General features: G+C 69.5%; 22 protein-coding genes. 11 read left to right on the plus strand and 11 right to left on the minus strand.

What is annotated here, in order from left to right:
* The first annotated feature begins 2 nt into the window (after nucleotides 1-2).
* Nucleotides 3-989 (plus strand): zinc-dependent alcohol dehydrogenase family protein, encoded by a 987-nt coding sequence (locus FMQ63_RS28605; RefSeq protein ID WP_011550967.1) that lies wholly within the window; start codon nucleotides 3-5, stop codon nucleotides 987-989.
* A gap of 22 nt (nucleotides 990-1,011) precedes the next feature.
* Here the strand turns inward: FMQ63_RS28605 and FMQ63_RS28610 are convergent, their stop codons facing one another.
* Nucleotides 1,012-3,456 carry a hypothetical protein gene (locus tag FMQ63_RS28610; protein WP_011550966.1) on the minus strand — a complete coding sequence of 815 codons (2,445 nt, stop codon included), beginning with the start codon at nucleotides 3,454-3,456 and terminating at the stop codon, nucleotides 1,012-1,014.
* 217 nt (nucleotides 3,457-3,673) lie between these two features.
* On the opposite strand from FMQ63_RS28610, the gene FMQ63_RS28615 reads away from it, so the two are divergent.
* The 6 genes from FMQ63_RS28615 (at nucleotide 3,674) to FMQ63_RS28640 (ending at nucleotide 10,510) form a co-directional block, all read left to right on the plus strand.
* Nucleotides 3,674-4,084, plus strand: coding sequence for a hypothetical protein (locus FMQ63_RS28615; protein WP_020478723.1), 411 nt, complete (start codon nucleotides 3,674-3,676; stop codon nucleotides 4,082-4,084).
* A 452-nt stretch (nucleotides 4,085-4,536) separates the two neighbouring features.
* Nucleotides 4,537-5,841, plus strand: coding sequence for an aminotransferase class I/II-fold pyridoxal phosphate-dependent enzyme (locus tag FMQ63_RS28620; protein WP_011550963.1), 1,305 nt, complete (start codon nucleotides 4,537-4,539; stop codon nucleotides 5,839-5,841).
* Between the two features lie 40 nt (nucleotides 5,842-5,881).
* On the plus strand, nucleotides 5,882-7,162 hold the full coding sequence (locus tag FMQ63_RS28625) for a sterol desaturase family protein (RefSeq protein WP_011550962.1): 1,281 nt from the start codon (nucleotides 5,882-5,884) through the stop codon (nucleotides 7,160-7,162).
* Nucleotides 7,163-7,206: 44 nt separating this feature from the next.
* A complete protein-coding gene (locus FMQ63_RS28630; protein WP_011550961.1) occupies nucleotides 7,207-8,475 on the plus strand; it encodes a GNAT family N-acetyltransferase in 1,269 nt (422 codons plus the stop codon).
* Entirely contained in the window at nucleotides 8,472-9,665 is a 1,194-nt protein-coding gene (locus FMQ63_RS28635) for a GNAT family N-acetyltransferase (protein ID WP_011550960.1), read from the plus strand. The genes FMQ63_RS28630 and FMQ63_RS28635 overlap by 4 nt, the downstream gene beginning before the upstream one ends.
* A 2-nt stretch (nucleotides 9,666-9,667) precedes the next feature.
* Nucleotides 9,668-10,510 (plus strand): formyltransferase family protein, encoded by an 843-nt coding sequence (locus FMQ63_RS28640; RefSeq protein ID WP_020478724.1) that lies wholly within the window; start codon nucleotides 9,668-9,670, stop codon nucleotides 10,508-10,510.
* Between the two features lie 65 nt (nucleotides 10,511-10,575).
* Here the strand turns inward: FMQ63_RS28640 and FMQ63_RS28645 are convergent, their stop codons facing one another.
* Nucleotides 10,576-11,394, minus strand: a complete 819-nt coding sequence (locus FMQ63_RS28645; protein ID WP_011550958.1) for a hypothetical protein — start codon at nucleotides 11,392-11,394, stop codon at nucleotides 10,576-10,578.
* A 2-nt stretch (nucleotides 11,395-11,396) separates the two neighbouring features.
* Between FMQ63_RS28645 and FMQ63_RS37620 the strand changes: the two genes are divergently transcribed.
* Together FMQ63_RS37620 and FMQ63_RS28650 are read left to right on the plus strand one after the other, a co-directional pair.
* Nucleotides 11,397-11,546: a hypothetical protein gene (locus FMQ63_RS37620; RefSeq protein WP_011550957.1), complete on the plus strand. Its 150-nt coding sequence runs from the start codon at nucleotides 11,397-11,399 to the stop codon at nucleotides 11,544-11,546.
* Nucleotides 11,547-11,784: 238 nt separating this feature from the next.
* The gene (locus tag FMQ63_RS28650) at nucleotides 11,785-12,159 is read left to right on the plus strand and encodes a PilZ domain-containing protein (RefSeq protein ID WP_225909744.1); all 375 of its coding nucleotides are present in this window, start codon (nucleotides 11,785-11,787) and stop codon (nucleotides 12,157-12,159) included.
* Here FMQ63_RS28650 and FMQ63_RS28655 read toward each other — a convergent pair.
* From FMQ63_RS28655 to FMQ63_RS28670, 4 genes are all read right to left on the minus strand, one after another.
* Nucleotides 12,154-12,816: a TetR/AcrR family transcriptional regulator gene (locus FMQ63_RS28655; RefSeq protein WP_011550954.1), complete on the minus strand. Its 663-nt coding sequence runs from the start codon at nucleotides 12,814-12,816 to the stop codon at nucleotides 12,154-12,156. The genes FMQ63_RS28650 and FMQ63_RS28655 overlap by 6 nt on opposite strands.
* Nucleotides 12,816-13,907, minus strand: a complete 1,092-nt coding sequence (locus tag FMQ63_RS28660) for a saccharopine dehydrogenase NADP-binding domain-containing protein (protein ID WP_171452342.1) — start codon at nucleotides 13,905-13,907, stop codon at nucleotides 12,816-12,818. The genes FMQ63_RS28655 and FMQ63_RS28660 overlap by 1 nt, the downstream gene beginning before the upstream one ends.
* A gap of 271 nt (nucleotides 13,908-14,178) precedes the next feature.
* Nucleotides 14,179-16,254 (minus strand): M6 family metalloprotease domain-containing protein, encoded by a 2,076-nt coding sequence (locus tag FMQ63_RS28665; RefSeq protein ID WP_011550952.1) that lies wholly within the window; start codon nucleotides 16,252-16,254, stop codon nucleotides 14,179-14,181.
* A 342-nt stretch (nucleotides 16,255-16,596) separates the two neighbouring features.
* Complete coding sequence (locus tag FMQ63_RS28670; RefSeq protein ID WP_011550950.1) at nucleotides 16,597-16,977, minus strand: hypothetical protein; 381 nt, start codon at nucleotides 16,975-16,977, stop codon at nucleotides 16,597-16,599.
* Nucleotides 16,978-17,203: 226 nt separating this feature from the next.
* Here FMQ63_RS28670 and FMQ63_RS28675 point away from each other — a divergent pair, with 226 nt between their 5' ends.
* Nucleotides 17,204-18,550 carry an erythromycin esterase family protein gene (locus FMQ63_RS28675; RefSeq protein ID WP_011550949.1) on the plus strand — a complete coding sequence of 449 codons (1,347 nt, stop codon included), beginning with the start codon at nucleotides 17,204-17,206 and terminating at the stop codon, nucleotides 18,548-18,550.
* Between the two features lie 5 nt (nucleotides 18,551-18,555).
* On the opposite strand, the gene FMQ63_RS28680 is transcribed toward FMQ63_RS28675, so the two are convergent.
* Nucleotides 18,556-19,167 (minus strand): nuclear transport factor 2 family protein, encoded by a 612-nt coding sequence (locus FMQ63_RS28680; protein WP_216609324.1) that lies wholly within the window; start codon nucleotides 19,165-19,167, stop codon nucleotides 18,556-18,558.
* Between the two features lie 65 nt (nucleotides 19,168-19,232).
* Here FMQ63_RS28680 and FMQ63_RS28685 point away from each other — a divergent pair, with 65 nt between their 5' ends.
* Nucleotides 19,233-20,006: an alpha/beta fold hydrolase gene (locus tag FMQ63_RS28685; protein WP_011550947.1), complete on the plus strand. Its 774-nt coding sequence runs from the start codon at nucleotides 19,233-19,235 to the stop codon at nucleotides 20,004-20,006.
* 27 nt (nucleotides 20,007-20,033) lie between these two features.
* Here the strand turns inward: FMQ63_RS28685 and FMQ63_RS28690 are convergent, their stop codons facing one another.
* The 4 genes from FMQ63_RS28690 to FMQ63_RS28705 form a co-directional block, all read right to left on the minus strand.
* Nucleotides 20,034-22,217, minus strand: a complete 2,184-nt coding sequence (locus FMQ63_RS28690) for a caspase family protein (RefSeq protein ID WP_011550946.1) — start codon at nucleotides 22,215-22,217, stop codon at nucleotides 20,034-20,036.
* 89 nt (nucleotides 22,218-22,306) lie between these two features.
* Nucleotides 22,307-23,227: a hypothetical protein gene (locus tag FMQ63_RS28695; RefSeq protein ID WP_011550945.1), complete on the minus strand. Its 921-nt coding sequence runs from the start codon at nucleotides 23,225-23,227 to the stop codon at nucleotides 22,307-22,309.
* A 1-nt stretch (nucleotide 23,228) separates the two neighbouring features.
* The gene (locus FMQ63_RS28700) at nucleotides 23,229-25,991 is read right to left on the minus strand and encodes a TonB family protein (protein ID WP_011550944.1); all 2,763 of its coding nucleotides are present in this window, start codon (nucleotides 25,989-25,991) and stop codon (nucleotides 23,229-23,231) included.
* Between the two features lie 142 nt (nucleotides 25,992-26,133).
* Nucleotides 26,134-26,306, minus strand: a 173-nt coding sequence (locus tag FMQ63_RS28705; RefSeq protein ID WP_141276792.1) for an energy transducer TonB, incomplete at its 5' end; no start/stop codon positions are given.

Genomic DNA, 26,306 nt, shown 5'->3' on the forward strand with positions numbered 1-26,306 from the left:
CCATGAAAGCAGTGCGGTTCTCAGCCTTCGGACAGCCACTGAAGGTGGTGGAAGTCGTGGAGCAGCCGGACGTGGCGCTGAAGCCGGGCGAGGCCCGGGTTGAAGTGCTGGCCACGCCCATCAATCCCTCCGACATCCTCACGCTCAGCGGCCAGTACGGGCAGCTCCCGAAGCTCCCCGCTGTGCCCGGCAACGAAGGCGTCGGCCGCGTCGTCGAGGTCCAGGACTCCAGCGCCGTGAAGGTGGGTGACATCGTATTCCTCCCGCTGGGCGCGGGCACCTGGTGCACCCACTTGGTCGCTCCCGCGGACTCGCTCCTGCGGGTGCCGCCGGGAACCGACCTGCGGCAGGCCGCCATGCTGTTCATCAATCCTCCGACCGCGGACCTCCTGCTGCGGGACTTCATCGCGCTGCAGCCCGGCGAGTGGGTGATACAGAACGCCGCCAACTCGGCGGTGGGCCGCTCCATCATCACCCTGGCGAAGCAGGCTGGCTTCAAGACGCTGAACGTGGTGCGGCGTGAAGAGCTGGCGCCGGAGCTCACCGCGCTGGGCGCGGACGCCGTGCTGCTGGACTCGGATGAACTGCCGGAGCGCGTGCGCGAAGTGACGGGCGGCGCCAAGGTCCGGCTGGCCATCGACGCCGTCGGCGGTGAATCCACCCAACGCCTGGGTGACGCGCTCGCGCGCGGCGGCGTGGTGGTGAACTATGGCGCGATGAGCGGAAAGGGCCCTCGGTTGTCAGCCGCCGCCACCATCTTCAAGGACATCACCCTGCGCGGCTTCTGGCTGGTGACGTGGACGAAGAAGACACCGCGCGAGGAGCAGGGCGCCCTGTTCGCCCGGCTCGCGAAGCAGGTGGCGGAAGGCGCACTGCACGTCCCGGTAGAGGGAACCTTCCCCTTGGAGTCCATCCAGGAGGCCCTGACGCGCGCCATGGAAGGTGGGCGCGCCGGCAAGGTGCTCCTCACGCCCAACGGCCCACTCTGAGGCGCTGAGCGCCGCCGCTCCGTCAGCCCCATGGCCCCTGGAACAACACCCCGAAGCGCAGGGCCAGCTCCGGACGCCGCACCAGCAGCGTCCCCCACGCGGTGGCCTCCGACGTCCAGGTGGCCACCGACAGGCCGTGCGCCTCGAACACCGCCATCACGTCGTTGTTCACGCTCATGACCTTCAACAGCCGCGTGTAGTCCAGCAGCGTGCGCAGCCGGGCCTCCGGGAAGCACACCTCCAGGTCGAGCGGCTGCACCGGCCCGCGCGGATTCAGCAGCACCAGCGGCGTGTGCAGCGGCGCGACCTCCACGTCATGCGCGGGCGGTGACGCCTCCACCTGACGCGCCATCAACTCCCGCTGGCGCTCCAGGTCCCGCTGGCGGGACGCCTCGACCATGCGCCGAAGCTCCGCCTCGTGCGCCTGGTCCTCCCGCTGCCGCTTTCGCTCGAGGTGCTCCCGAATCAACCGGACATCGACCTCGATGTCCTTCAGGAAGTCGCGGGAGTAGCTCCGCTCGCTCGACGTAGGTGACGCGGCGACGACACGCTCCCGGAAGCTGGGGAACCAGGCCAGGAAGCGCTCCGCGTCCGGGTCGAGCGCGTCGACGTCCCGCCTCACGGTCGCCGACAACACCGCCGCCGCGTATGACACCGCGAGCGAGGTGGCACGCGGCCACGCATCCACCCGGACCTCCGCCGCCTTCCACACCGGTTCGAGGCGGCGCGACAGGTCCTCCGAGGGCGACTGACGGACCAGCGCATCCACACGCGCCGGTAGCTGCTCCGGGTCCTCCACCGGCCACCACGTCTGGAAGCACACCACCGCGTCAGGCTCCGCCGCCTGCTGCCGTTCCCAGATTTCCGCCCTCCACGGCGTGAAGGTGGCCAACAAGTCTGTGCGCTCGTCCGGGTGCTGCTGGAAACGCCGCCACACGGCGTCGATGAACCCGGCATGCTGACTGCCGCCACTCCACGCGCGCACCACCTTCGCCAGCGGCGCCAGCAGGCGTTCGCGGCCCTCCCCCGTCCAGAGCGCCATCAACAAACGCGCGCCCTGGCCGGGAGCGAGCGCATCGCCCCACCGCAGCCGTGAGGACAGTGACAGCACCGCCTCCAGCAACGGCTCCGTGCACGGCGCCTCTCGACTCCACGTGTGCAACCGGGGTGCATCCTCCTCGTCAGCGAGCGAGAGGAACCGGGAGAAGGCCGCGTCCTGGAAGCGGCTGGCGCGAAGCGATGGCGGCTCTCGCGCCAGGGACTCGGACACCGCTGAGACGAAGGCGCGCGTCTCCTCCACCCGGTCCGCGTCCCGCGCGGCGGCGGCCCACTCGAGGAAACGAAGAGCATCCTCCGCGGAGAGCCGCGCCAGCCGCGCGAGCGCCCAGTCCGCCCACAACGCTCGTTCCTCCGGCGGCAACTCCGCGAAAGGCCGGCCACGGGCCCAGCCATGCAGCGCCTCCGCCAGTCCACCCGCCACCCGGTCCGACACGGCGAGCAACGCACTCAGCGCCCCCGGAGGCGCCTGCGCGGGCAACCGCCGCAACACGTCGAGCGCGAAGTCCGCATCTCCCCGCGACGCCATCCGCTCCAGCAGTCGCACGGAGCCCCGCGACGCCAACGCCCGACGCGCCTCCGCGGCCCGCGCCAGGTCCGTGGACTCCTCGGCTGCGAGGAGGCCATCCTCGTCCTGCAAGCAGAGCGCGCATTCGAAGCGCACATCCGCGTCCGGATGGTGCAGGCCCTCACGCAGCACGAGCAGCAGGTCCACGTCCGGCGCCTGCCCTGTGGCCCGCATCCACGCCACGGCGGCGCGCGCCCCCTGCTCCGGAAACCGGACGAAGGCGGCGCGAGCGAGCCGCGCGATGCGCTCGGTGGCCACCCGGGACCTGCACGCGCTTGGCCACACCCGCCACCGGGTGAGCGCCAGCGCCGCCTCGCAGCCGAAGCGGCCGTCATCCTCCAGACACGTCAGCACCGTGTCGAGCGCCTCGTGCGAAGGCGTCCCTTCGTGGACGTCCACCAACGCGGCGAGCCACCGCGACTCCAGCGCGGGAACGGCGGTGTGCAGCCCCTCCTCCGGCTCGGCGGCGGGCTCCTCCTCGGGCACGTGCCAGGGAAGCCGCTGGGCCCACCGGTCCTCGACCTCCTCCTCGAAGCCCCGGAGCAACAACGCCTGCTCGTAGCGCCGCACGTCGACGAGCAGGCGCCGCACATGGGCCCACATCCTTGCGTAGCGCGCCTCCAACTGCTCCGCCATGGAGGTGGGGAGGAGCAACACCCGGTCCGCCAGCGCATACCGGTCCACCCCCGCGTGCACGAGCATCCGCGCGGCGCCATACCGCTCCGGAGGAACCGGGCCGCAGTCGCACCGAGGGCACAGGAGGCCCGGCGTGTGGAAGCGCGTGCAGGCCGGGCAGCGGACCTGGGCCCCTCGGCGGGCACCATTCTCCAGCGGGGGATGCATGCGTCTTCTCTACACCGACTGGGGCCACTCCGCCCCACTCCTCAACCGTCGCGACGTAATTGTACGGCAAAGCCACACGGCATCCTCGAGTCATTCGCAATGCCATGGCGCGACTGTAACGCAAAATGTTTCAATTCCTCTCAACCTCCGCGCGCACCTGAGCGGCGCTCACGCCATCTGTTGCAACCAGTAGCTCTCACCCAAGGAGAACCACCCCATGAAGCAGACCATTGCTGTCCTGGCGGCGCTCGCCGTATCCACCCTGGTGGCCTGTGGTGGCGTTGAAGCCGTGGAGCCGCGGGAGGAACTGGGGCAGGAGTCGAGCGCCCTCGTCTCCTGTTCGACGGAGTGTGCGACGGGTCCGTCGCTCTCGTGTTGGGGCACGACCTGCTCCGCATCCAACGACCACTACGTCCAGTGTGACGGCAACTACCAGTACTGCCCCACCACGCCCCCGCCGCCGCTCGACTGCAGCCTGTCGCGAGAGGCGTGCGTGAACGTCCTCGGCCTCGCATGCTCCCCCAGCGGCTCCACGCGGAAGTGCTGCATCGAAGACATGCCCATCGGCAACTGCCAGTGCATGCACAACGGTCAGTGGACGTGCACCGTCCCGGCCGAAGACCCGTAAACCCATCCCGCGACCCAACTGACACGTGGAAGCCCGGGGAGCGGGCGCGCCCGACGCGCCCGCTCCCCCTTTCTTCGCGGCAGACGCTCCCGGCACACGCCATGGGTTGAGCGCGCCAAAGGAAGTTGAAGGATGGCTCAGGTAACGAATCCGCTATTTACGTAAAAATCTGGCTATCCATTGACACGCTGTCCATTGCTCGATATTTGTGATTCGCCACGAATGGGGGACCGTATCGAGCATCCTCAGGAATGCTCAGCGGCGTGGCTGCCCAGAACTCACACATCGTCACAACTGCGCTGGAGACCTCTCCACGAACAGCGGCCCCCTCCTTCCGGGCCGCCGGTCAGGATTCGTACGCTCGTATCCGCGGCTTGAGTGGCGCGGAGGGTGGGACGTGTCTGTCCGGCGGACGGAAGTGCCCGCCAGACGCGCACCAGGAAGCCACCGTCATGGACCCAACCCGCAATGCCTTTCCCGAGAAGAACCGCAATCTCGCCGTGGGCTCCGCCCGGCTCCAGGAAGTCCAGAAGGCGGTCCATTACTACGTGGACAACCATCACTGTGACGTCATTGGACGGGTGTTTCACGGGATGCCGGGCCGGGAGGCGCGCGTCAGCTTCAGTCCGACGCGCCGGGATGTGAGGCTGAACGCGGAGGGACCTCGGGACGTCCTCCACTTCGGCTCCTACAACTACTCCGGGCTGAACGGGCACCCGCGCGTGGTGGCCGCGGCGGAGGCGGCGCTGCGCCGCTACGGGACGACGGTCAGCGGCGTGCGTCTGCTCAACGGGACGTGTGAGCTGCACCTGGAGCTGGAGCGCGCGTTGGCGGAGTTCCTGGGCTTCGAGGACTGCGTCACCTACAGCAGCGGCTACGCGGCGAACCTGTCCGTGTTGTCCGCACTGTGTGCTGAGGGCGACGTGGTGCTGTCGGACATGCTCAACCACCAGTCCATCATCGACGGGCTGAAGCTGTCCGGCGCGGACATCCGCACCTACCGGCACAAGAGCCTGCGCAGCATCGAGTCCACGCTGAAGAAGCTGCCATACGAGCAGCGCAAGTTCATCATCACCGACGGCGTGTTCAGCATGGACGGCGACGTGGCGGACCTGCCGGGCATCGTGGCGCTGGCGGAGAGCTACAACGCCTTCATCCTCGTGGATGACGCGCACGCCACCGCCGCCATGGGGCCCAACGGCCGCGGCACCCCGGCCTATTTCGGGCTCCAGTCGCAGGTGGACGTGCTCACCGGCAGCCTCAGCAAGGGCCTGCCGGGCATCGGTGGGTTCGCCGCCGGCTCCAAGGCCACCATCGACCTGCTGCGCTTCGGCTCCAACGGCTACATCTTCTCCGCCTCGCTGCCGCCGCCCATCGCCGCGGGCCTGCTGGAGGGCATCCGCATCCTCCAGGAGCAGCCCGAGCTCCAGGAGCGCCTGCACCACAACGAGAACTACCTGCGCGCCGGCATCCGCTCCATGGGCCTGGACTGCATGAACAGCGAGTCCCCCATCATCCCCATCCTGATGCCCGCCTACGAGAAGACGTTCGAGCTGACGCGGCTGCTCCACCTGGAGGGCATCTACGTCAACCCGGTGGGCTACCCCGCCGTGAGCAAGAACCGCACGCGCCTGCGCATCAACGTCAGCGCCAACCTCACCCAGGCGGACCTGGACCGATTCCTGGACGCGCTGGACCGCTGCAGCCGCAAACTCAACCTCCAGGACGCGCCGCCGCTCCAGCAGACCGGCACCTGAGCCGGCGCCCTACGCCACCCACGCCACTGGAAGACCCGCCATGGACCTCAAGGAACAGCTCCTCTACGGCCTGCCCGTGTTCCTCGCTCCCATCCTCATCGAGCTGGTGGTGGGGCTCTTGCGGCGCAAGCCGGCCTACCGGCTCAATGACCTGCTCACCAACGTGACGATGAGCCTGCTCACCGTCCTGGGCAGCGTGGTCATCGCGGGCGCCACCTTCGTCTTCTACGGCTACGTCTACAAGCACCACGCCCTCTTCAGCCTGGCGAAGGACTCCGCGTGGACGTGGGTGGTGGCCTTCTTCGCCTACGACTTCTTCTATTACTGGGCGCACCGGATGCACCACACCATGGCGTGGATGTGGGGCGTCCACGTCGCCCACCACTCCGGCGAGGACATGAACTTCGGCCTCGCGGTGCGGCAGAGCGCGCTGGGTGAGCTGACCACGTGGCCCTTCTTCGTGCCCATGGCGCTGCTGGGCATCGCGCCGGAGGTGTTCCTGGGCATCACCGGCATCCAGCTCATCTTCCAGTACGCCATCCACAACACCTACGTGCCGCCGCTGGGCTGGCTGGAGTACGTGCTCGTCACGCCCTCCCAGCACCGCGTCCACCACAGCCGCAACACGCCATACATCGACAAGAACTACGGCAACATCCTCGTCGTCTGGGACCTGCTGTTCCGCACCTACCAGCCGGAGCTGAAGGACCAGCCTCCCGTCTACGGCCTGCGCAGCAGCCTGCGCTCGTGGAACCCCTTCACCGCGCACTTCCACTACTTCGTGGAGCTGTTCCAGAAGTCCGCCGCCTGCGCGCGGCTGGCCGACAAGGTGCTGTGCTTCATCAAGGGGCCGGACTGGAACCCGCCGTCGCTGCGCCAGGAGCGCTTCACCGGCCCCCCGGATGGCGGCCCGTCCGCCACCTTCCAGAAGTACGACCCGCGCCTGCCCTTGCCCGTCACCGCCTACTGCGTGACACAGTTCTTCAGCCTGGCGGCCAGCATCCTGCTGCTCGCGTGGTACCTGGACACGCTCAGCCCCGGGGCCCGCGCCGTAACGCTGGGGCTGGTCCTCTTCGGTACCTGGAGCCTGGGCGCGCTGATGGACTCGCGCGCCTTCGCGTGGCGGCAGGAGTTCGCGCGGCTGGCGGGTATCGCGCTGCTGGGTCCCGCCCTGGCGCTGATGGAGGGCGTTCCGCTGGTCAGCGCGCTCCCCATCCTGCTCCACCCCGCCCTCAGCGCCGCGTGGCTGCTGCGCTTCCGCGCCGCGTTCCACGAAGGCGCTGACACCTCCACGCGAGGCTCCAGCGCCCTGGCCGCCTGAAAGCCCCGTCCCCTGTTTCGACGTCCCCAACCCACCCGAAAGACATGACCGCGTCCGCACCCGTCACCGGAAGCGCTCCCGCCTTCCACACCTTCCCGCGCCCCCTCGACGTGCGTTGGGTCGGCTCCATCAACGACATCGGCCGGGAGGACTGGCACACCTGCTTCCCACCCACCGACGTGATGCAGTCCTTCGAGCTGCACCAGGCCACCGAGGCCGCCAGCATCGAGGACGTGCGGTTCCACTACCTGGTCCTCCGGAACGAGGGCGCGGTGGTGGCCATCGTCCCCTGCTTCCGCTTCCGGATGTCGCTGACGGTCATCGCCCCGGAGAACGTCAACAAGGTGGTGTCCCAGGTCCGCCGCGCGTTCCCGGACTTCCTCTTCCTGAACGCGTTCGTCATCGGAACGCCCATCGCCATCTGCAAAGACCTGCTGGGCGTGCGCGCGGACCTGCCGAAGGCGCGGCGTGACGACGTGCTGCGCGCCATCTCCCGCGAGGTGATTGCCCGCGCCCGGCACCTGAAGCTGGGCCTGGTCTTCATGAAGGAGTTCACCTCCCAGAAGCTGCCCGAAGTGAAGGACGTGCTGTCCCCGCGCTTCAACTTCGTGGAGAGCGCGGCCACCACCTACCTGTACCTGGGCGAGCCCGGGAAGAGCACCTTCAAGGAGCGGCTGCGCAAGAAGTACCGCTCCCTGATGAACAACCGCATGGCCCGCGTCCAGGAGGCGGGCATGCGCTGGGAGACCGTCTCCGACTTCTCACGCTACGCCGCGCAGATGCACCCGCTGTACCTGCAGGTCCTCAACCGCTCGAAGATTCGCTTCGAGACGCTCAGCGTGGACTTCTTCGCCCAGCTCCCCCAGCGCCTGGGCGACCGCGTCTTCGCGCTCCTGTGCTTCAAGGGCGAGCAGTTGGTGTCCTTCGAGCTGTTCCTCAAGGACGCGGAGTGGGTCCACCCCATCTACCTGGGCCTGGACTACAGCCTCCGCGACGAGGGCGCGCTGTACTTCAACAGCATCTACAAAATCGTGGAGGTGCTGGAGTCCCAGGGCAAGTCGGTGGTGCAGTTGGGACAGACGAGCTACGCGGTGAAGGCCAGCATCGGCGCGGTGGTGGACCGGCTGTACCTGGCCGTGCACCACACGAACCCGGTGCTGGACCAGTTGCTGAAGCGCTTCGGCGCGGAGCTCTTCCCGCCCACGCCCCTGCCCCGCTCGCAGCGCGTGTTCCGGGACATGAAGGAGAACGACGACGGCCTGGCCCGCCATGGCATCCACTTCGAGCGACTGGACGCGGAGGGCGACGAATGACGGCGCAGGCGGGCATCACCACGAAAGTCGTCCCTCGCATCCAGGACGTGCCCCAGGCGCTGTGGGACGACAAGGTGGCGCGGGGCCACCCCTTCAAGAGCGCCGCGTTCCTCTCCTGCCTGGAGGACTCGTTCCCGGAGCGGAAGTTCGGCTACCTCATCGTGTCGCAAGGCGCGGACGTCGTCGGACTGGCGGTCATCACCGAGGAGCGCCTGGACTTGAGCCTGCTGCTGCCGGAGCAGGTGGGCACGCTGACCAAGGGCGTGCGCAAGGTGCTGCCCGGCTTCCTGTCGCTGGGCCTGGGCATGGTGGGTACCTTCGAAACGGCGGAGCGGCACTGGTGGTACGACGCGCAGCGCGTTTCCGAGCACGACTTCGCGCGGGCGCTGCTCGCCGCTTGCGACGAGGTGTGTGGCGACGCCGCGCTGCTGCTGGTGCGCGACTTCATGGAGGCCCTGCCCGAGGACGTGCGCCTGGAGTCGTGGTTCCTCCAGCGGGGCTTCAAGCAGGTGGCCAACCACCCCATGGCCATGGTGGCGCTGGACGGGCTGAGCAGCGAGGCCCACTTCCAGCGGCTGAAGAAGAAGTCGCGGCAGAACCTGCGCAAGAAGCTGAAGGACGCAGAGGCGCTGGGCTTCCAGGTGGAGCGGGTGCGGGACTTCCGCCCCCTCATCGACGAGTGCTACCCGCTCTACCTCCAGGTCCACGAGGGCGCGTCGGAGTTCAAGCGCAACCCATTCCCTCGGGCCTTCTTCGAGACCATCGCGGAGCGGATGCCCACCACCAGCAGCTTCCTCACGCTGCGGGATTCGGCCGGGCACCTGATTGCCTTCATCCTCACGGGCACCGGGGGCGGCATCAACAACCCCTTCTGCATCGGCATGGACTACGCCCGGACGGAAGGCACGCCGGCCTACTACCTGATGATGTGGAAGGAAATCGAGCACGCGGCCCGCACGGGATGCCGCGTGGTGGACCTGGGCCTCACCAGCTACTTCGTGAAGCAGACGGTGGGCGCGGAGCTGGAGGGCATGACGATGGCCGCCCGCATCCAGTCCGCGTGGCTGCGGCCCCTGCTCAATCCCCTGCTGCCCGCGCTGCTGAGCGAGAAGCAGCCGCAGGAGCGACGGAAGTTCCGCGTCTCCACCTTCGACGACGACTCGCAGCCCCCCACTGACCAGGCCGCTTGACCATGCTCCGCTTCGCCTACGGCTGCATTCCCTCCGTCATGTCCCTGTACTTCGCCAACACCCTGGTGCGGCGAGCAGGGCTGGCGCCCGCGTGCATCCTCCTGTCCGCGGGGGGCCTGCGCTTCCAGAAGAAGCGCTACACCCCGGCCCAAGTGCTGCCTGTCTTCCTGAAGCAGTTTGGCCCGCGCTTCACCGGCTACAACGTGCTCGCCGGGCTGAGTGGCTCGCTGCCCTTCAGCATTCCCGCCTCGGGGTTGATGAGCTTCCAGGCGCTCTCCCAGGCGTATGGCATTCCGCTGGTCATCAGTGATGACTTCTCCGGAGCGGCCACGGTGAGCGAGCTCGAGCGGCACGGGGTGGAGTTGTTCCTCACCAGCATGTGCGATCAAATCATCCGGGAGCCACTGCTCAGTCTGCCGCGCCATGGCTGTTTGAACATCCACCCATCGCTGCTGCCGGAGTTCCGCGGCGTGGACTCCGTCTTCCAGGCCATGCTGAACGGCGTGTCTGAGATTGGAACGACACTCCACCGCACCACCGCGCGCATCGACGCGGGCGACGTGCTGGCCCAGAGCGCGTTCACCCGTACGGCCGCCGATTCCCACCTGGCGTTGACGGCGAAGGCGACCGCCGCGGGCATTGCCCTGCTCAAGCGGCACATGGAGACCCTGGAGCGCGGAGAGACGCCGGACGCGCGCCCCATCGACGTGAGCCGGGCGCGATATCCCTACCGCTCCTGGCCGGAACGGGAGGAGCTGCGCCGCTTCCACGCCCAGGGGAACACCTTCTGGCGGGCGTCGGACTTCCGCCGCCTCCTCGCCTTCGAGGACGTGCTGGCGACATAGCGCGACACAAACGACACGCCGGGCGGGAGAGGCTCCCACCCGGCGTGGATGCTTCGGACCGCTGACTACTTGCCGCGGCTGATGGACTCGCTGTGGATGGTCAGCGCGCTCGCGGCGGCCGTCAGGTCGATGGCCGAGAAGCTGGTGTACGGGTAGTGGCCATCGCCCAGCTCCTCGACGAACTCGACGTGGTCACCGCTGACCTCGCGGCCGTCGAAGTCGAACGTGAAGGCTCCCGGCGTCGCACTGCGGAAGGACCACACGCAGGCGCCCGTGGGGATGGTGTCATTGAACCCGAAGGTCATGTGGTTGCGGAAGCCGATGTGGATGGGCGTGAAGCGGATGTGGATGTCGTACCAGGACGCATCCATCGGGAACCAGAGGCCGCGGTTGATGTGCCGACCCTGGAACTGACCGCCGTTGTACACGTACACACTGTAGGTCGAACCGCCCGGCGTGCCGGTGAACTGCGGCTGGAACGTCACCTGGCCCGGCTCACGGCCGATGCCGACCTGGACGGTGCTGACCACCTGGTCGCCATCACGCGCCGCCAGGGCGAAGCCCTGTCCGGCCTTGGCGAGGTCCTGGAAGACGGCCTTCTGCTCCCACTGCGTCGCGGCGGCGAAGTTGCTGGAGACGCCGTCGTTGGCGGCCTTCTCCAGGCCGGTGACGTTGAGGCCCTTCTCCGTGCGCTCGAGCTTCGCGTTGCCCGTGGCGCAGTTCGTGATGCCGGCGAAGGTCTCAACGCACTGCGCCTTCACAGGCGCTTCCTGGGCCGAAAGCGCGTCAGCCTCGGCAGGCTGCGACTCCTCGCCCTGGCAACCCGCGGCCGTCAGACTCAGGAGTGCTGCCGCCATCAGGCGGCCCGTCAGCTTGATGCTCATGGATGAAAAACCTCTCGTTGGGGGATGACGACTTCCGGGTCTCCGGTGAAGACCCGGAGACCGCGTTTGCACCCAGCGCGCCAGCGGTGGCGGACGGCGCCGCCGCTCGGTGCGGGCTCACCGGCCACCCCGCTCGCGAGCACGCGACGTAGCGCGCGACGTCACAAAAACCGGCTCCTGTGGCGAGCCCTGTTACACCCCAGGCAGCCAAGGAGCGCCTTTCATGCGGCTTCATGAAGCTCGGGGTACGGGTCCAACGAGACACCTGCCGGCAGTGTGTGCCACGGGCTGGCTGGGTTCTGGGATTTCGTACCAACCCGCCATATCCCCTATGCTTCGTCACCGTCGCCCGGGAGCCCGGCCGGACTTCCCCCCGGAGAAGGCTGGAACATGAACAGCGCCAGCGTGAATGAATCCCCCACGGATCGTCGTCGCTTTCCTCGGCTCGAGGCGCCGCTCTATGCCCGGCCCGCGCGACTGAGGCGCGTGGACAAGCAGCAGGTGCTGGACGCCAGCCTGGGGGGCATCCGCATCTACTCCGACGAGCAGTACACCCAGGACTCCGAGTTGGAGCTGGACCTGTTCCTGCGTGACGGCACTTCGCTGGAGTGCAAAGCGCGTGTGGCCTGGATGCGCAAGCTTCCCAAGGACGCGGTGGCGCGCTTTGAAGTCGGCCTGGCCTTCACGGACGTACCGCCGCTGGCCATGGACAAGCTCAAGTCGGTGCTCGTCGTGGATGACGAGGGCGGCCCGGCCGACTCATAGCTTCCCGGCTGCGGGGACGCCCGCCAGCACTTCCTCCAACACGGCCCGCAGCTCCTGCTCCAACCCTGGCACCGAGGCCCTCCGGAGCGCACCGCCGCCTCTGAAGAGGGACAGCCCCTCCAGGAATGCGACCACCAACGCCGCGCGACGCTCCAGGCGAGACGGGCTGAGCCCGGGCGCCAGTTCACGCAGCAGCGCCACGACACCCGCCCGGAAGCCCGCGTAGAAGACGGCGAGCGCGTCCGCGACCATTTCATCCCGTGCGGCGAGCGCCCACAGCTCCGCGAAGAGCTGGCAATGACGCGGCGACTCCTGGTCCTCCAGCAGGGCCTCCACCGCGCGCCGAAGCCGCTCCATCGGCGCACGGCCGCCTTCCTCCACCCGCGCATGCACCCGTTGGCTGGCGGCTTCCAGGTAGCGCGCGAGCAGCGCCCGCACCACGTCCTGCTTCGCGGGGAAGTAGTACTGGAGGTTGCCCACGCTGAGCCCCGCCCTCTGAGCCACCCGGCGCAGCGTGAGCCCCGAATGGCCCTCCTCCACCAGTGTGTCGGTGGCCGCATCGAGGATGGACGCCACCCGCTCGGTCCCCTTGGCGTGAACGGCGGTCCCCTCGCGAGGCTTCGACGACGGCAGCTTCCCCCGCGTGGCGCGTGGCATCAGGCCGCCTCCCGGCGCGATTGTTCCTCGAAGCGGACCTGGACACCGCACCCGCGCAGGGCCGCCAGGGCCTGCTCCGGACGCGCGTCGTGCTCCGGGAACCACACGCCCGCGGCGGGAGGCGGCGCGCCATCCCATCCCAGCAGTCGCTCCGTCCCCAGCACCGCGCCCACGGCCGTGAGGTGGGCCTGTCCCTTCGGGTCCACCACTTCGATTCGCAGCGCTCCGCGAGGACCTTCCACGTCCGCCACCCACGCCGCCTCACCGCCCGTGCCGCTGCTGGCCATCAGCGCGCGCCGCACGGACGTCAGACGGGGATGCTGGAGCAGCCGGAGCAGCCCCACCTGCTGGAGCGCCGCGAGCATCCAGGTGACGGTGCCCGAATCGAACCCCAGCCGCGTCGACACCGTACGCGCGCCCAGCACCAGCGGCAGCGTGGCCTGCTCGGGCGTGTCGAGCCGGAAGACGCGCGTGGGCCGCCCATCCGGGAACATCACCCGGCGGCCGTCCGTCAGCGGCAACACCTGCCGCTCCTTCCCTCCCTCCGTGATGTCGAAGGCCATCCCCAGCCGGTCCATGTACTCCACCGAGTCCGGACCCGCCTGATCCGCCAGGGCGAAGCGGATGCCCACGTCGACGCGCTCGACGCCTCCCACCCGCTCCGACGCGCCCGCGACGAGCCTGGGCACCAGTCCCGCCATCCACGCGGAGCTGAGCAGGACGGGTGCCCGTGGGGGCGTCCCCGACAGCCGCAGCACCGCCGACTTCACACGCGACGTCCAGCGGGTGATGTCGAGCACCGCCACGCCTTCCCGGACCGCCGAGCGCAGCACCGCATCGTCCGGGTCATTGACCAGCGACACCACGGCCCTGGGCCGTCCGGACAGGCACGCCAGCGGGTCGGGCGCCGTCACATCCAGCACCACGGCTTCCGCATTCCCCAGCCGCCGGGCCAACGCCTCCGCGGGCTCGCGGCGGCGGCCAGCGATGACCAGCGGAAGGTCCGGATGCCGCTCCCGCAGCAACTGCGCGAGCCACGTCCCCACCACGCCGTAGCCCCCCACCAGCACGACACTGTCCTCAGCCACCATTGCGCGCTCCACCCGCCGGCGTGGGCCATCCACGCCGCCTGGAGTCTTTATTAGGTCGATTGACCTATATTTTCACGACAATCGTCCTGACCGTGCGGCCGGGGGGCCCACGTCCCTGGCGTCGTGCTCCAGGTCACCCAGGACTTGGGCGTGGACGCAGTGGCCCAGCGCATCCTCGGTGCGTGGCGGCAGCGCACTGGCGCCCGGGCATCCTGAGAAGCCACACGTCCGCTCGCGACGGTGATGAACCGCCGCGAGCGGACTCGCAACATCACCTCGAGCGCGTCAGCGGCTCGGCCACATCCACGGTGGTGGTGCCGTGCCACACGAGACCGTACTCGTCCTTGTAGATGTCCAGGTCCACCGTGTGGCTGCCGCCGCGCGCCTCCCGTGGAATGGACTTCGTCATCGTGAAAGTGAAGGCGCCACCCGGCGGCAGGTTCACACCCCAGTCGGAAAAGGCGGTGTCCCAGGCCGACGGCAGGTTGGAATAGAAGTCGTACCAGACCCAATCACACGACGCGGAGTCGTTGTTGGTGACGTTCACCGTCCAGGTGACATCCGTGCCCGGCGCCGCCGTCACTGTCTGCGGTGACAGTGTGACGGTAGGCGATGCGGTGACACAACGCTCGACGATGTCGATGTCCGCTGTGCCTTGCACCGTGTGGCCGTCTCGCGTGGCGGCCAGGCCCACGGCGTACGTGCCGGGCGCCGCGCTGTAGGGCGCATACGCCTGGAGGCCCCATGACAACGAGGCGGACGCGGCGACAGTGACTTGCGCGGGCAGACGGTCGGAGCCCCACCCCTGCGGAAGGAGGGCGGAGACCTGGAAGGTGGACGGCGAACACGTAGGCGAGTCGTGGTTGACGAGAACGACCTCGAACTCCGGCCGGCCTCCGGGCCAGGACGTGGGGGCGAAGGACGTCACCTGCACCTCGTGGGGTGCGCGGACGCACGCGGATTGACGGTGCGCGATGCTCACGACGAGTCCCGCGGACGTCGCCGCGTTCACGGTCACGGAGAGGGTGCTGTAGGGGTCGTCCCACGTCGTGCCCGGAAGCAGGGCCGGGTCGGTCCACGATGCCGTCTGCGGCGTGAAGTCGAGCAGGTGCGAGCCACTCAGCGTCGTCGCATCCGCGTAGTGCACGAGCGCTCCGCCGAACACCTGCGGCGCCAGCGTCGCCTCATAGCCCCCCACGGGCTGGCGGTACTCCAACCACAGCCAGTCATTGCTCCCAGGCCGCCGCCGCACCTTGAGCGCCTTCAGCCCGCCCGACGCGACCACGGGCGCGAGGGTGAAGGTGCCGTCCACACCGTCCACACCGTCCACTTCGGCCACCGCGGACGCGTCCAGCCAGCCGATACGTGCCTTCTGCGGCGCCGCGTAGTGGCCCAGGTTCCACCGTCCCATCGTCGAGAAGACATCCCCGTACTCGTCGATGACACCCGTCGCCCCCGGCAGGCCCAGGGCCTCCGCGCCGAAGTCGCGCGAGCTCGCATGGCCCAACGTGAGGTTGTGCCCCGCCTCGTGCGTCACCAACTCCACGGCACTGTCGTGGACCATCATGGACTCCGCCACGAGCCACGAAGTGGAGGCCATCACGGTACCGTCCGCCGTCTGCACCTGCCCGCAGGACACCGTGGCCTGACCGGCGTAGGAACAGCCCGCCTGCGGCCGTGGGTGGACAATGAAGATGCGGTCGTACTGCGTGAAGTCCACGTCCGCGTCCGCCGCCCGCACCGCGGCCTCACGCATGGCCGCGCCTTCACTGCATGAATAGGCGCGGTCCAGCGTGTACCCGCTCACCACGTCGCCCGTGGTGGTGGTGCGACCCTCGGACACCTCGCTCCAGTAATCCGCCAGCGAACGGCGCGTCGTGGAGAAGAACACGTCGTGGACCGCCTGCGGGGTGAGGCCGGGCCGGGCCATGCCGGGGAACTCCGTCATGATGACCAGGCTGCGCTGCACGCCGCTGACGCCACACGCGCTCGCCGTGCTCAGCGAGGACGCGGCATGGGTGTCCACGTCCACGCCCTGGGCGATGAGCTGGCCGCCCTGCTCGCGCCCACGTACCTTCACCTGGAGCCCGCTGCGCAGTCCCGGCGGCGCGCCGTGTTCGAAGCGCACCTGGCGGTGCTGGTTCCCCTGCTTCACGAAGTACTCTTCCCACGACGCGGCGGGCGCGGGCGGATCCACCACCACGACCTCCAGTTCCCCCTCCCATGACTCCTGGCGGCTCACCGTTTCGTGTGGTGGCGACCCGTCCTGCGCTTCATCCACGTCGGAAACCTGCGCGCTACAGGCCGCGAGCCACACGGCCGATACCATGCTCCACGTGCGGGACATTTCCCCTCCGGAAAACGGCGGCCCGGAACGGGGCGCCGCGCGCCTTGTGCACGGAGCGATTCACTCGCGCAACGCATCTCCGACGGAGCCACGAGGAATTCACGCGAAACGATTGGAGACGCGGCGCGGTTCGCTCGCGAGGTCTAGTCGCTCACGGAGCGGAGGCTGCGCGCTCGTGGATTCGAAGCCAAGCTGCCGCGCTCAACGCCCTGGCAGGTCCACCGAGCTGCCGTGGTTCACATCCCTGTCAGCGTGGCCCAAGATGTAGAGCTCGCCACCCAGCCGCAGGTCCAGCCCCAGGGGCCCGAGGTCCTCCACGTCGGGCGCATCCTTGAGGGCGCATCAATCCCAATCCTCACCGTCGAATCTCGGAATGACGACGGCCGAGTATTGAGCCTCTGGGAGGTAGATCACCTCCAGCTCCGTTCCTGGCGCGAGCAGGTGGCCGTGCTCGGCCCCCAGGGTCCGCTGTTGCACCAGCATCCAGGGCGCTCCCCCGTCCACGCCGTCGACCTGGAACGTCATCACGGTGGTGCGCTGGCGGTTGCGGTCCAGGACACCGGCCTCCGCTTTCACCAGCCGGGCCCGTGCGCGCAGCCCGTGCGTCCAGATGCTCCTGCGCTTCCGGCGCGCCAGCCTCACCGGGACGATGACGAGCGCCATGGCGGCGACGAATCCGCCCGCCCAGACAATCCACCCCGTGACGTCGTCATGGCCAGTCATGCAAGCGGGAGCCTACCGCCAGCACCGTGGCGGCGGGAGGCTCCGCGCCATGCTGGGAATGAGCGGGCTCCCCCTAGACTGCGATGCCTGCCCAAGGCTGGGACCCGATGGGGCGCTGGCACGCGGCCGCGTGACTGCAACGGAGGGGGCGCCTCCCCGTCCGCCGCCCAGGCTGAGGGAAAGGCACGATGGGCACTCCGCCAGGTCCGCCCCCACCTTGTGAGGCATGGGTTCAATGGAGGAGGACGCCCCGGAGGTGTCGGCCGCCCTGCTGGAGGGCATCCGAGCCGCCGCGCTCCCCGTGTCGGGCCGCGCTTCGGACCTGGACCCGCTCATCGAGAGCATCGGTGATGCGCGGTTCGTCCTGCTGGGCGAGGCCACACACGGGACACACGAGTTCTACCAGGCACGCGCCACCCTCACCCGCCGCCTCATCGCCGAGCAGGGCTTCCACGCGCTGGTGGTGGAGGCCGACTGGCCGGCCGCCCTCCGTGTCGACGCGTTCGTGCGGGGTAACGGGCAGGACGCGACGGCCGCTGGCGCCCTGGGCAACTTCCAGCGATTCCCGCGGTGGATGTGGCGCAACCGGGAGATGGAGGAGCTGGTCACCTGGATGCGTGCCCACAACGCCACGGTTCCGCCGGAGCAGCGGGCGGGCTTCTACGGCATGGACCTGTACAGCCTTCACGACTCCATGCGGGAGGTGGTGGCCTGGTTGGACACGGTGGACCCGGATGCCGCGCAGCGGGCCCGCGAGCGCTACGCCTGCTTCGACCACTTCGGCCCCGAGCCCCACGTCTATGGCCAGTCCACCACGTCGGGGCAGGCGGACTCGTGCGAGGAGCAGGTCTGGGCCCAGTTCGTGGAGTTGCAGCGGCGGAGGACTCGGGGGCCCGAGGACGCGGACGCCCGCTTCCACGCCGAGCAGAACGCCCGGCTCGTCGCCAACGCGGAGGCGTACTACCGCGCCGTGTATGCGGGCCGGCACGAAGGCTGGAACCTGCGTGACACGCACATGGCGGACACGGTGGACGCGCTCGCGGCGCACCTGTCACGCAGCGGTCCACCGGCCCGGTTGGTCATCTGGGCGCACAACTCCCACCTGGGTGATGCCCGCGCCACGCAGATGGGTGACCAGGGGGAGCTCAACGTGGGCCAGCTCCTTCGCGAGCGGCACGGCGCGGCCACCTACAACGTGGGCTTCACCACGTACACGGGCGTGGTCATCGCCGCGCACGAATGGGACGAGCCCGGCCTGCGACGCCGCATCCAGCCCGCCATGTCCGGCAGCTACGAGCGCCTGTTCCACGACGTGGGAATGCCCGCGTTCCTGCTGCGCATGGCCGAGCTGGGCGAAGCGGCGGGCGGCCTGCATGAGCGCCGCCTGGAGCGCGCCATCGGCGTGGTGTACGCGCCGCGCACCGAGCGGTGGAGCCACTACTTCCACGCGAACCTGCCCGCGCAGTTCGACGCGGTGCTGCACTACGACGAGACGCGGGCATTGCGCCCGTTGGACTCGGATGCCGGGCACGGGGAAGAGGACGCGCCTGACACGTATCCCTTCGGGTTGTGAGGAGACTAGTTCGCCTGAGCGGGCGCCCTCTCCTTGATGGGCGGCGTCTGCGGCGAGGGCACCTTCGCCGGCGGCGCCCTCCAGGTCGAGGACTTCCCGGGCGTCTTCTGGCTCCGGGCCAGTTCCCGCTCGATGCGCCGCTTCACCTCCGGCAGCACGTCGTTGGGGATGGGGATGGAGAGGTTGTACTGGGCAATCTTCCAGGTGCCGGCGTCCTTCACCAGCACGCCGCTGCCGCGGCTGGGGCCCAGGTTGGGCGTATCCAACGCCTCGTCGAACCAGGCCACCGCGCCATCCTTCGAGAGGAAGATGTGGCGTGACGTCGCCTTGAAGTTCCAGGCCTTGCCCTTGGAGAAGTACGGCTTCGCCCAGGCGCGGAATTCATCACGGGTCCAACGCTCGGTGGCGTCGGTGCCCAGGTACACCGCGTCGTCGGTGAAGTGGCCGAAGTAGCGCGCCTCGTCCGCGGCGGCGGCGGCCTGGTGCCAGTCATCCAGCACGGCGGTGATGGCTGCCTTCGAGTCGGCGGGGGCCGTGTTCGCGGGAGCGGAGGCGAGCACGAAGAGCAGCAAGGAAACGGTGGGCACGCGGAAGACCTCGTCAGGCAGGGCGTTCAAGGTATGAAGCGGCACGGCCCGCCCCGCGTCAAGGCGAACGGGGTGGAGAGAAAGGCACGAATCGCATGGTCCTCGAGAGTTTCCTGGTGGGTGAGGGCGATGTGCCCACGGTGATGCTGCACGGCTTCCTGGGCACGGGGCGCAATCTGCGCTCACTGGCGGCGGCGTGGAGCGCGGCGGACCCGAGCCGGCGCATCCTCTTGCCAGACCTCACCGGACACGGGACGTCCCCTGCGCTGCCAGCGAACTCGGACCTCTACAGCATGGCCCGGGACGTGGTGGACACGGCGCGTGCGCAGGGCTTCCAGGGTCCGTTCGACTGGGTGGGGCATTCGCTTGGAGGACGGGTGACGCTCGCGGCAAGCCTCAATGTCCCGGAGGCCGTCCGGAGCGTGTCGCTGCTGGACATCGCACCGGGGCCTGTCCCGGGAGACTTGTCGGAGAGTGGCAAGGTGCTGGGCATCCTTCTCCAGGCACCGGCTCAGGCGGAGAACCGCCGGGCGATGCGCGCGGAGCTCACGGGCCGCGGCTTGTCGGAGCCGCTGGCGGACTGGCTGCTGATGAACCTGGTGACGGAGGAGAGCGGCGTGCGCTGGCGCTTCGACCGGCAGGGACTGGCGGGCCTGCACTCGCGCGTGAATGACACAGACCTGTGGACAGCGGTGGAGCGCAAGGACCGGCCGCCGATGCGGTGCCTTCGGGGTGGCCGCTCGAAGTACGTGAGTGACGCGGACGTGGAGCGCCTGGTGGCCGCGGGCTGCCCGGTGGAGACGCTGCCGGAGGCCGGGCACTTCGTCCACGTGGACGCGCCGCAAGCGGTGTTGGCGTGGCTGCGCTGAGCTACTGCTGAACCTGGAGGATGCGCCTCAGATGCGCACGCCCAGCAGCAGGCCGGGCCACATCCGGACGCCGCCGGGGCCGCGGCCCAGCTTCCACTGCGGCAGCCAGCTCACGTCGCGGTACTCGTCCTGGGACGACGGGTCGTACGCGTTGAGGGACACACCACCGAAGAGCGCGAAGCGCCGCTTGAGCTCCCACCCCAGCGTGGCGCGCATCCGGAACAGCGTGTTCTTGGGCCCCGAGCCATAGAAGTTCGGCTGCCAGCTTCCGTACGACAGGTCCACGTCCAGCGAGTAGCGGTCCGCCGCATCCAGCGGGACGTGCACGCCCAGGCCCATGTTGAGGAAGGTCCGCAGCGAGTCCTTGCCAATCCCCACGCCCGTGGTGGCCAGCACATAGACTGTCCGGCTCCCATATTTGATGCCCACCGACAGGGGCATGACGTCGTCAGCGGAGAGCTCCAGCACGAAGCGCCCCTTGCGCACGATGCTCAAGAAGCCGATGGGCACCGACACGTCATCCGCGATGTTGATGAACCCCAGTTGCACGCCGCGGACCTCGGCCGCCACGTTGATGAGGCCCACCTGCGCGCCCGCGACGTCCCCGGAGATGTTGATGAGGCCCACCTGCGCGCCCGCGAGCCGCTCCGCCAGGTTGATGCCCACGGCCGCCTGCACGCCACGGAGGCGCGCCGCCGCGCGGTTCGCCGTGGTGCTCACCTGGAAGCCCGTGAAGTCCCGCTCGGCCATGTTGAAGACGGCGGACACCTGCCCGCCCGTCCCGCCACCGAAGGCGAGGTTGCCGCCGAACGCCGTCTGGAGACCGAAAATCTCCCCGCCCGCCACATTCGCCACGCCCGACACCTGGAACCCCTCCACCGTCCCGTCCACCCACCCCACGCCGGCGGACACGCCCAACCCCTGAAGCTGCATCGAGCGCACGCCCAGCACACCCAGCGCCAGGTGGTTGCGCCCGACGCCCCCCCACAGCGAGGTGGTGGCCAGCGGCGGCACCAGCGACAGGTTGAAGGGCACGGAGGGCATGTCGCCGAGGACGACCGGCTCGCCGGTGGACAGGGCCTCGGCCCGCATGTCCGTCCCGCCTCGCGCCGCCGTGCGCGTGAGTGTCATGGGAACGAAGTGCTCGGCGCGCAGCTCCGAGCCCCCCTTTGGCGACACCGTCAACTCCGCTTCGAACCGCTGCGAGGGACGCTCCAGCACGACCTGATAGCGCCCCGCCTCCAGCCCCAGCGCCAGGCGCCGGCCCGCGGGCTTCTGCAGCTCCGCGACCAACTGGTTGCCCCAGTCGCGCACGAAGAGGCGGCCTTGCACGTCCTCCGCCACCGTGAGCCGCACGCGCGAGGTGCGCAGGTCCGTCAGCACCAGGTCGCCGCTACCCGCCAGTTGGATGTCATAGGCCGCGTGCTGCGGACCGCCCTGCGAGCGCTCCGTGCGCGCCAGCGTTTCATGGAAGGCGAACTGGTAGGCCTCGTGCAGGGTGACGCGGCCGTCACCGCTGGCGTCCGCCGCGCCGCGCAGGCCCGTCACCAGGAAGTGCGTGAAGAAGGACGCGCCAATGGTGTCCGACTCCTGCGCCACTTCATCCGCGGAGCTGGAGGCGAGGTACGCGTGGCCCCGCACCTGCGACGCCGCGTCCATGAGGAAGCCCGGCCGGTGCACCCCACCCTTGAAGCGCGTCACCGCGCCGGAGCCGCACGAGTCCAGAATCGCGATGCGCACGTCCACGGGCACCGCGCCCAGCCCCTGCTTCAGCGCCGCGTAGGTCAGTCGCTCACCGCGCGGCAGCAGCCCCTCCGCGTCCGAATGGCCCGAGTAGTAGAGCACCAGCTCGCTGCGAACGCCATCTGCGGCCGCGGCCTCCACCAGCACCCGCATCCGCTCCAGCGCGCCCAGCAGGCCCTTCCGGTCCGCCTCCAGCAGCAGCACGCGGTCCGCCACCGCCACGCCGCCCAGCTCCCCCAACACGCGGGACATGGCCAGCGCATCCGAGCCCGCGTAGCGCAGCCGCTCGCGTCCCTCACCGCCCTCGCTGGAGCCCACGAGCAGCGCGAAGCGGCGCAGCGTCACCGGGGGCTCTTCCGCCGGGGGCGGAGTGGCCGCGGCGGACACCGTGGCCCACACGCCCAGGCAGGCCGCGGCCAGCAGACCGCACCGGCGGCCCCATTCCCCAGCAGTGGTGCGTCTCATCATCCGCGTTACACCCCACGCGTCAGGCCCGGCCCGGCCTCAAGCGAGTCCCCTCGGCATATCTCGACTGGAGGCCGGCGCGCGAGCCCGGCTCACGGGCTCCAGAGCGCCCGCCGCACCAACCAGGAACTGCCGCCCCGGCCGTCCCGCACCACCGCCCAGAACGTCACCTCTTGCGCCTGCGCGCCCTCCGGCGGCTCCCACTCCGTGCGGTGCCGGCCTTCCTGCCCGCCGAAGGACGAGCCGCCCGTCTCCTGCGGCGAGAACTCGCCCAGCGTCGCGTGCCACGAAATCTCCCAGCTCTCCCGCAGCGTCACCGCCTCCAGCCGCAGCCCGGGCACCACGTACGTCTCCTGCAAGGCCACCACGTCCTCGGACGTCACCACGAAGGGCCCGGCGCCCCGAAGCTCCAGCGGCGCCTCCGCGGCCCAGGCCACGTCGTCCACGCGCAGGCCCGGAATCACCGGCTGCACGTTGGCCCGCATCCCCTCCACCGCCGGGCACCAGAAGACCATCAGCTTCTGCGCGTACACCCGCTCCTCCCCCGCCTGCGTGAAGAGGACCAGCGGCATGCGCAGGCCGCCCAGCCCCAGGTAGGGGTCCAGCGCCTGCACCCGCACCAGCAGCGGCGTGTCATCCGCCAGCGTGGCCGCGCCCGGTTGGATGCTGAGCGTCAGCTCACCGGGCGCGGTGGTGCCCTCCGCGAGCAGTACGCGGTTGGCCTCGTTCGCGCACGTCCGGTCCTCGGGGTCCGCGCACGCCCACAGCGTGTACTGGATGGGACGGCCCTCACCCGCCGGGTCCACCAGCAGCGCGCGGTATGTCACGGGCTCGGAGAGTTCATCCAGCGTCGCCGGGTTGAGCTCGCAGGCGGACGCCATGAACTCCGGCGGCTCCGTTGCGAGACCGAGCACACGGAAGTCGTGGACGCGCGAAGGCTGGTCCTCGACGTCGACACACGCGGTGGCGCCCAGCAGCAGCAACAGGCCGCCATACTCGAGCAGGGTCTTCATCTCAGAAGCTTCCTTTCACACCCACCACGGGGAGGATGGGGATGCCCGGCACCTCGTACTCCCGACGGAACCGGTAGTCGTTGAAGACGAACTCGACGTTCTTCGCGTTGTAGAGGTTCTGCACGTCCAGGTAGGCCGTGAGCGTCCAGCTCTGGAACCGCCAGCTCTTGTCCACGCGCACGTCCAGCTGGTGGAAGCCGCCCGTGCGGTCGGAGAAGTAGGGACCGAACGTCGCGTTGTAGCGATTGCGGTCCGCGTCGTAGACGTCATGGCCGCTCGCCAGCGGCGTCATGGGCCGGCCGCTGGTGTAGCGGAAGCGGCCACCCAGCTCCCAGCCGTTGCCCAGCACATAGCCCGCCACCATCGTGAGGATGTGCGTCTGGTCCCAGGGGCTGAGGCCATAGGTGGAGTCGTCCGGCACGCTGCCGCCACCGAAGGCCCCTCCGCCCTGGGGCGGCGGCCCCACGCGCCCGTCCTCCGCGCGGCTGAAGGTGTACGAGAGCCAGCCGGACCACTTGTCCGTCGCGGAGGCGCGCTCCTTCTTCAGCATCACCTCCACGCCATACGCGCGGCCGATGCCGTCGTTGGAGTACGGCAGCGTGAAGACGCCGCCGCCCTCGTTGGCGACGAGCTGGCCGGGCGACACGATGTTGTTGAAGCGGCGGTTGAAGAAGCCGGTGACGTCCACGTTGAGCACGTCGGTGATGCGGTGCTCCACGCCCAGGCTGCTCTGGAACGCGCGCTGGTAGGCGAGGTCCGGGTTGCCGTAGGGCGCGGTGATGAAGCGGAACGTCTCTGGCGGCTGGCTGTAGAGGCCCAGCGAGCCCTTGAGGTTGGTGCGTGAGGTCGCCGCGTAGCGGACCCAGAGTCGCGGGTCCAGCGCCAGGTTCCGCGTGTTGCCCACCGTCTGGAGGTTGCCGCGCACGCCCGGCGTGAAGGTGAAGCGCCCCACCAGCAGGTCCGCTTCCAGGAAGAGCGCGCCGTCGAAGGCGCTCAGGGCAATCTGCTCCTCCAACTGCTGGCCCACCGGCTCGGCCCCGGGGAAGGGCACGTACTCGATGCCGCCCGGCGCGGGGAAGGACACGTCGTAGCGCTCGTGCTCGAAGACGAGGTCCAGACCCGTGCGGAGGGTGAGCGCGGAGGACAGCTCGATGCCCAGCACCTCGCGGGCGCCCAGCGTGTACGTCTTGCCCTCCTGCCGCGCGAGCCCGAAGTCGATGTTGTTGCGGTCCATGCCGACGAAGGGCGTGAAGACGGACCACATCGCGCCCTTGCGGTAGGTCCAGTCGCCCTTCACCCGGTGGAAGTTCATGCGCGTGTCCAGCTCCAGGTCCCGCTCCGTCTCGGGGCCGGTGGACACCACGCGGAGCTGGTCATCACTGCCGAAGGCCATGATGTAGCCGGAGCTGCGCGCGCCCCCCGCCGTCACGGTTGTGTCGTCGTTGGGCGTCCCGCGCTTCGCGCCGAAGTCCACGCGCAGTTGGTAGTCCCAATAACGCGGCACCACGGAGAGCGTGCCCCCCTCCGTCTTCGGCAGGACGGCGGGCAGAATCGCGTCGATGTACGAACGGCGGGCGGCCGCGGCCACGCTGATGCCGTCCGTAATCGGGCTCTCCAGGAAGAAGCCCGCGTCCAGCAGGTCCACCTTCACCGAGCCGTGCAGCGTGTCCGAGGCGCCCTTGCGCGTGCCCACCTCGACGATGCCGCCCACCGCGCGGCCGTACTGGCTGCCGTAACCGCCCGGGAAGAAGTCGAGCTGGTCGATGAACTCAGCGTTGACCACCGAGGGTCCGCCGAGCAGGTGGAACAGGAGGGGGATTTCGACCCCGTCCATCATCGTCGACGTCTGGCCCGGGTTCGAGCCACGCACCAGCAGCTCACCGGAGATGAAGGGCGCGCGCGCCACGCCCGGAAGCGACTGGATGACGCGGATGGGGTCGCCGAAGGAGCCCGGCGTCTTCTGCGCCTCCTCGCGAGTGATGGTGCGGCGCACCACCTCCTTCTTCGGCCGGTCGGAGCGCACCACCGTCTCCAGGCCGCCGCCCGAGGGCGCGAGGTAGAAGTTCACCTCCGTCGTCTCGTTCGCCTTCAGCTCCTCCTTCGTCTGGTAGAGCTGGAAGCCCGTGGCCACCACGCGCACCTCGCAGGTGCCCGCGGGCACCTCGAGCGTGAAGCGGCCGTCCTCGTCGGACATCACCTCGGGCGCGTCCGCGTCGTCGCCGCAGCGCACGGTGGCGTTGGGCACGCGCGAACGGCTGCCGCGGGAGATGAGCTGACCGGTGAGCGTGGCCTTGGGCTGCTCGGCCTCCACGGCCTCGGCGCCCGCCTCCGGCTCCGGCGCGGTGAGGGTGAAGTGGTAGACATACTCCACCTGCACCGGCGCGGGCACGCCGTCGACCTCGGCGGGCGAGAAGCGGAACTGGCGCACCGCCGCGATGGCCGCCTCGTCGAAGCCGTTGCCCACCGGCTCGGTGGGCAGCACCTCGGCGACGGAGCCGTCATCCGCGATGGTGATGATGAGCCGCACGGACGCGGTGAGCCCCTGCGCGAGCGCCTCGGGCGGGTACTGCGCCTCCACCTGCTGCACCAGTTCGGGAGGCTTGGTGATGGTGGGCTGGGCCTGCGCCGCAGGTGGCGTGGCCGCGTCCGTGGGAGGCGCGCCGGCCTGGGGTGCCTGCGCGAGCACGGGCGCCGCCAGCAGGAGCGAGGCCGCGACGAGCGCGCCTCGGGCTTTCAGGGTGGAGGACATGGCGTGTCCAAGCATACGGGTGAGGGGGTTGCCGCTCCCGCTGAAAGAGAGACGGAGCGATGGCGAGGTGGAATCCCGGCAATGCCCGTGGGGATGGGTACCCCTGACATGCCGGGCACGCCCGGGCTCCGCCGCTCTCCCAGCGGGAGTGGCGACATCAATCGAGCAGGAAGGTGTACGAGTATTTCATCTCCGTGGAGACAGGCTCGCCGCCCTTGATGGCGGGCTTGAAGCGGAAGCGGCGGATGGCATCCCTCGCCGCCTCGTTGAGGCCGTAGCCGGGCCCCTTGAGAATCTTCACCGCCACCACCTTGCCCTCGTGGTCGATGG

This window comes from Myxococcus sp. CA005, assembly GCF_006518205.1.
Lineage (GTDB): Bacteria > Myxococcota > Myxococcia > Myxococcales > Myxococcaceae > Myxococcus > Myxococcus xanthus.

Coding starts and splice junctions, on each gene's coding strand:
- FMQ63_RS28635 (WP_011550960.1), top strand. CDS start 8,472: ATGACGGCGCAGGCGGGCATCACCACGAAAGTCGTCCCTCGCATCCAG.
- FMQ63_RS28700 (WP_011550944.1), bottom strand. CDS start 25,991: ATGCTTGGACACGCCATGTCCTCCACCCTGAAAGCCCGAGGCGCGCTC.
- FMQ63_RS28630 (WP_011550961.1), top strand. CDS start 7,207: ATGACCGCGTCCGCACCCGTCACCGGAAGCGCTCCCGCCTTCCACACC.
- FMQ63_RS28695 (WP_011550945.1), bottom strand. CDS start 23,227: ATGAAGACCCTGCTCGAGTATGGCGGCCTGTTGCTGCTGCTGGGCGCC.
- FMQ63_RS28615 (WP_020478723.1), top strand. CDS start 3,674: ATGAAGCAGACCATTGCTGTCCTGGCGGCGCTCGCCGTATCCACCCTG.
- FMQ63_RS28625 (WP_011550962.1), top strand. CDS start 5,882: ATGGACCTCAAGGAACAGCTCCTCTACGGCCTGCCCGTGTTCCTCGCT.
- FMQ63_RS28650 (WP_225909744.1), top strand. CDS start 11,785: ATGAACAGCGCCAGCGTGAATGAATCCCCCACGGATCGTCGTCGCTTT.
- FMQ63_RS28665 (WP_011550952.1), bottom strand. CDS start 16,254: ATGTCCCGCACGTGGAGCATGGTATCGGCCGTGTGGCTCGCGGCCTGT.
- FMQ63_RS28675 (WP_011550949.1), top strand. CDS start 17,204: ATGGGTTCAATGGAGGAGGACGCCCCGGAGGTGTCGGCCGCCCTGCTG.
- FMQ63_RS28605 (WP_011550967.1), top strand. CDS start 3: ATGAAAGCAGTGCGGTTCTCAGCCTTCGGACAGCCACTGAAGGTGGTG.
- FMQ63_RS28690 (WP_011550946.1), bottom strand. CDS start 22,217: ATGATGAGACGCACCACTGCTGGGGAATGGGGCCGCCGGTGCGGTCTG.
- FMQ63_RS28640 (WP_020478724.1), top strand. CDS start 9,668: ATGCTCCGCTTCGCCTACGGCTGCATTCCCTCCGTCATGTCCCTGTAC.
- FMQ63_RS28685 (WP_011550947.1), top strand. CDS start 19,233: ATGGTCCTCGAGAGTTTCCTGGTGGGTGAGGGCGATGTGCCCACGGTG.
- FMQ63_RS28610 (WP_011550966.1), bottom strand. CDS start 3,456: ATGCATCCCCCGCTGGAGAATGGTGCCCGCCGAGGGGCCCAGGTCCGC.
- FMQ63_RS28670 (WP_011550950.1), bottom strand. CDS start 16,977: ATGACTGGCCATGACGACGTCACGGGGTGGATTGTCTGGGCGGGCGGA.
- FMQ63_RS37620 (WP_011550957.1), top strand. CDS start 11,397: ATGAAAAACCTCTCGTTGGGGGATGACGACTTCCGGGTCTCCGGTGAA.
- FMQ63_RS28620 (WP_011550963.1), top strand. CDS start 4,537: ATGGACCCAACCCGCAATGCCTTTCCCGAGAAGAACCGCAATCTCGCC.
- FMQ63_RS28660 (WP_171452342.1), bottom strand. CDS start 13,907: ATGGTGGCTGAGGACAGTGTCGTGCTGGTGGGGGGCTACGGCGTGGTG.
- FMQ63_RS28655 (WP_011550954.1), bottom strand. CDS start 12,816: ATGCCACGCGCCACGCGGGGGAAGCTGCCGTCGTCGAAGCCTCGCGAG.
- FMQ63_RS28645 (WP_011550958.1), bottom strand. CDS start 11,394: ATGAGCATCAAGCTGACGGGCCGCCTGATGGCGGCAGCACTCCTGAGT.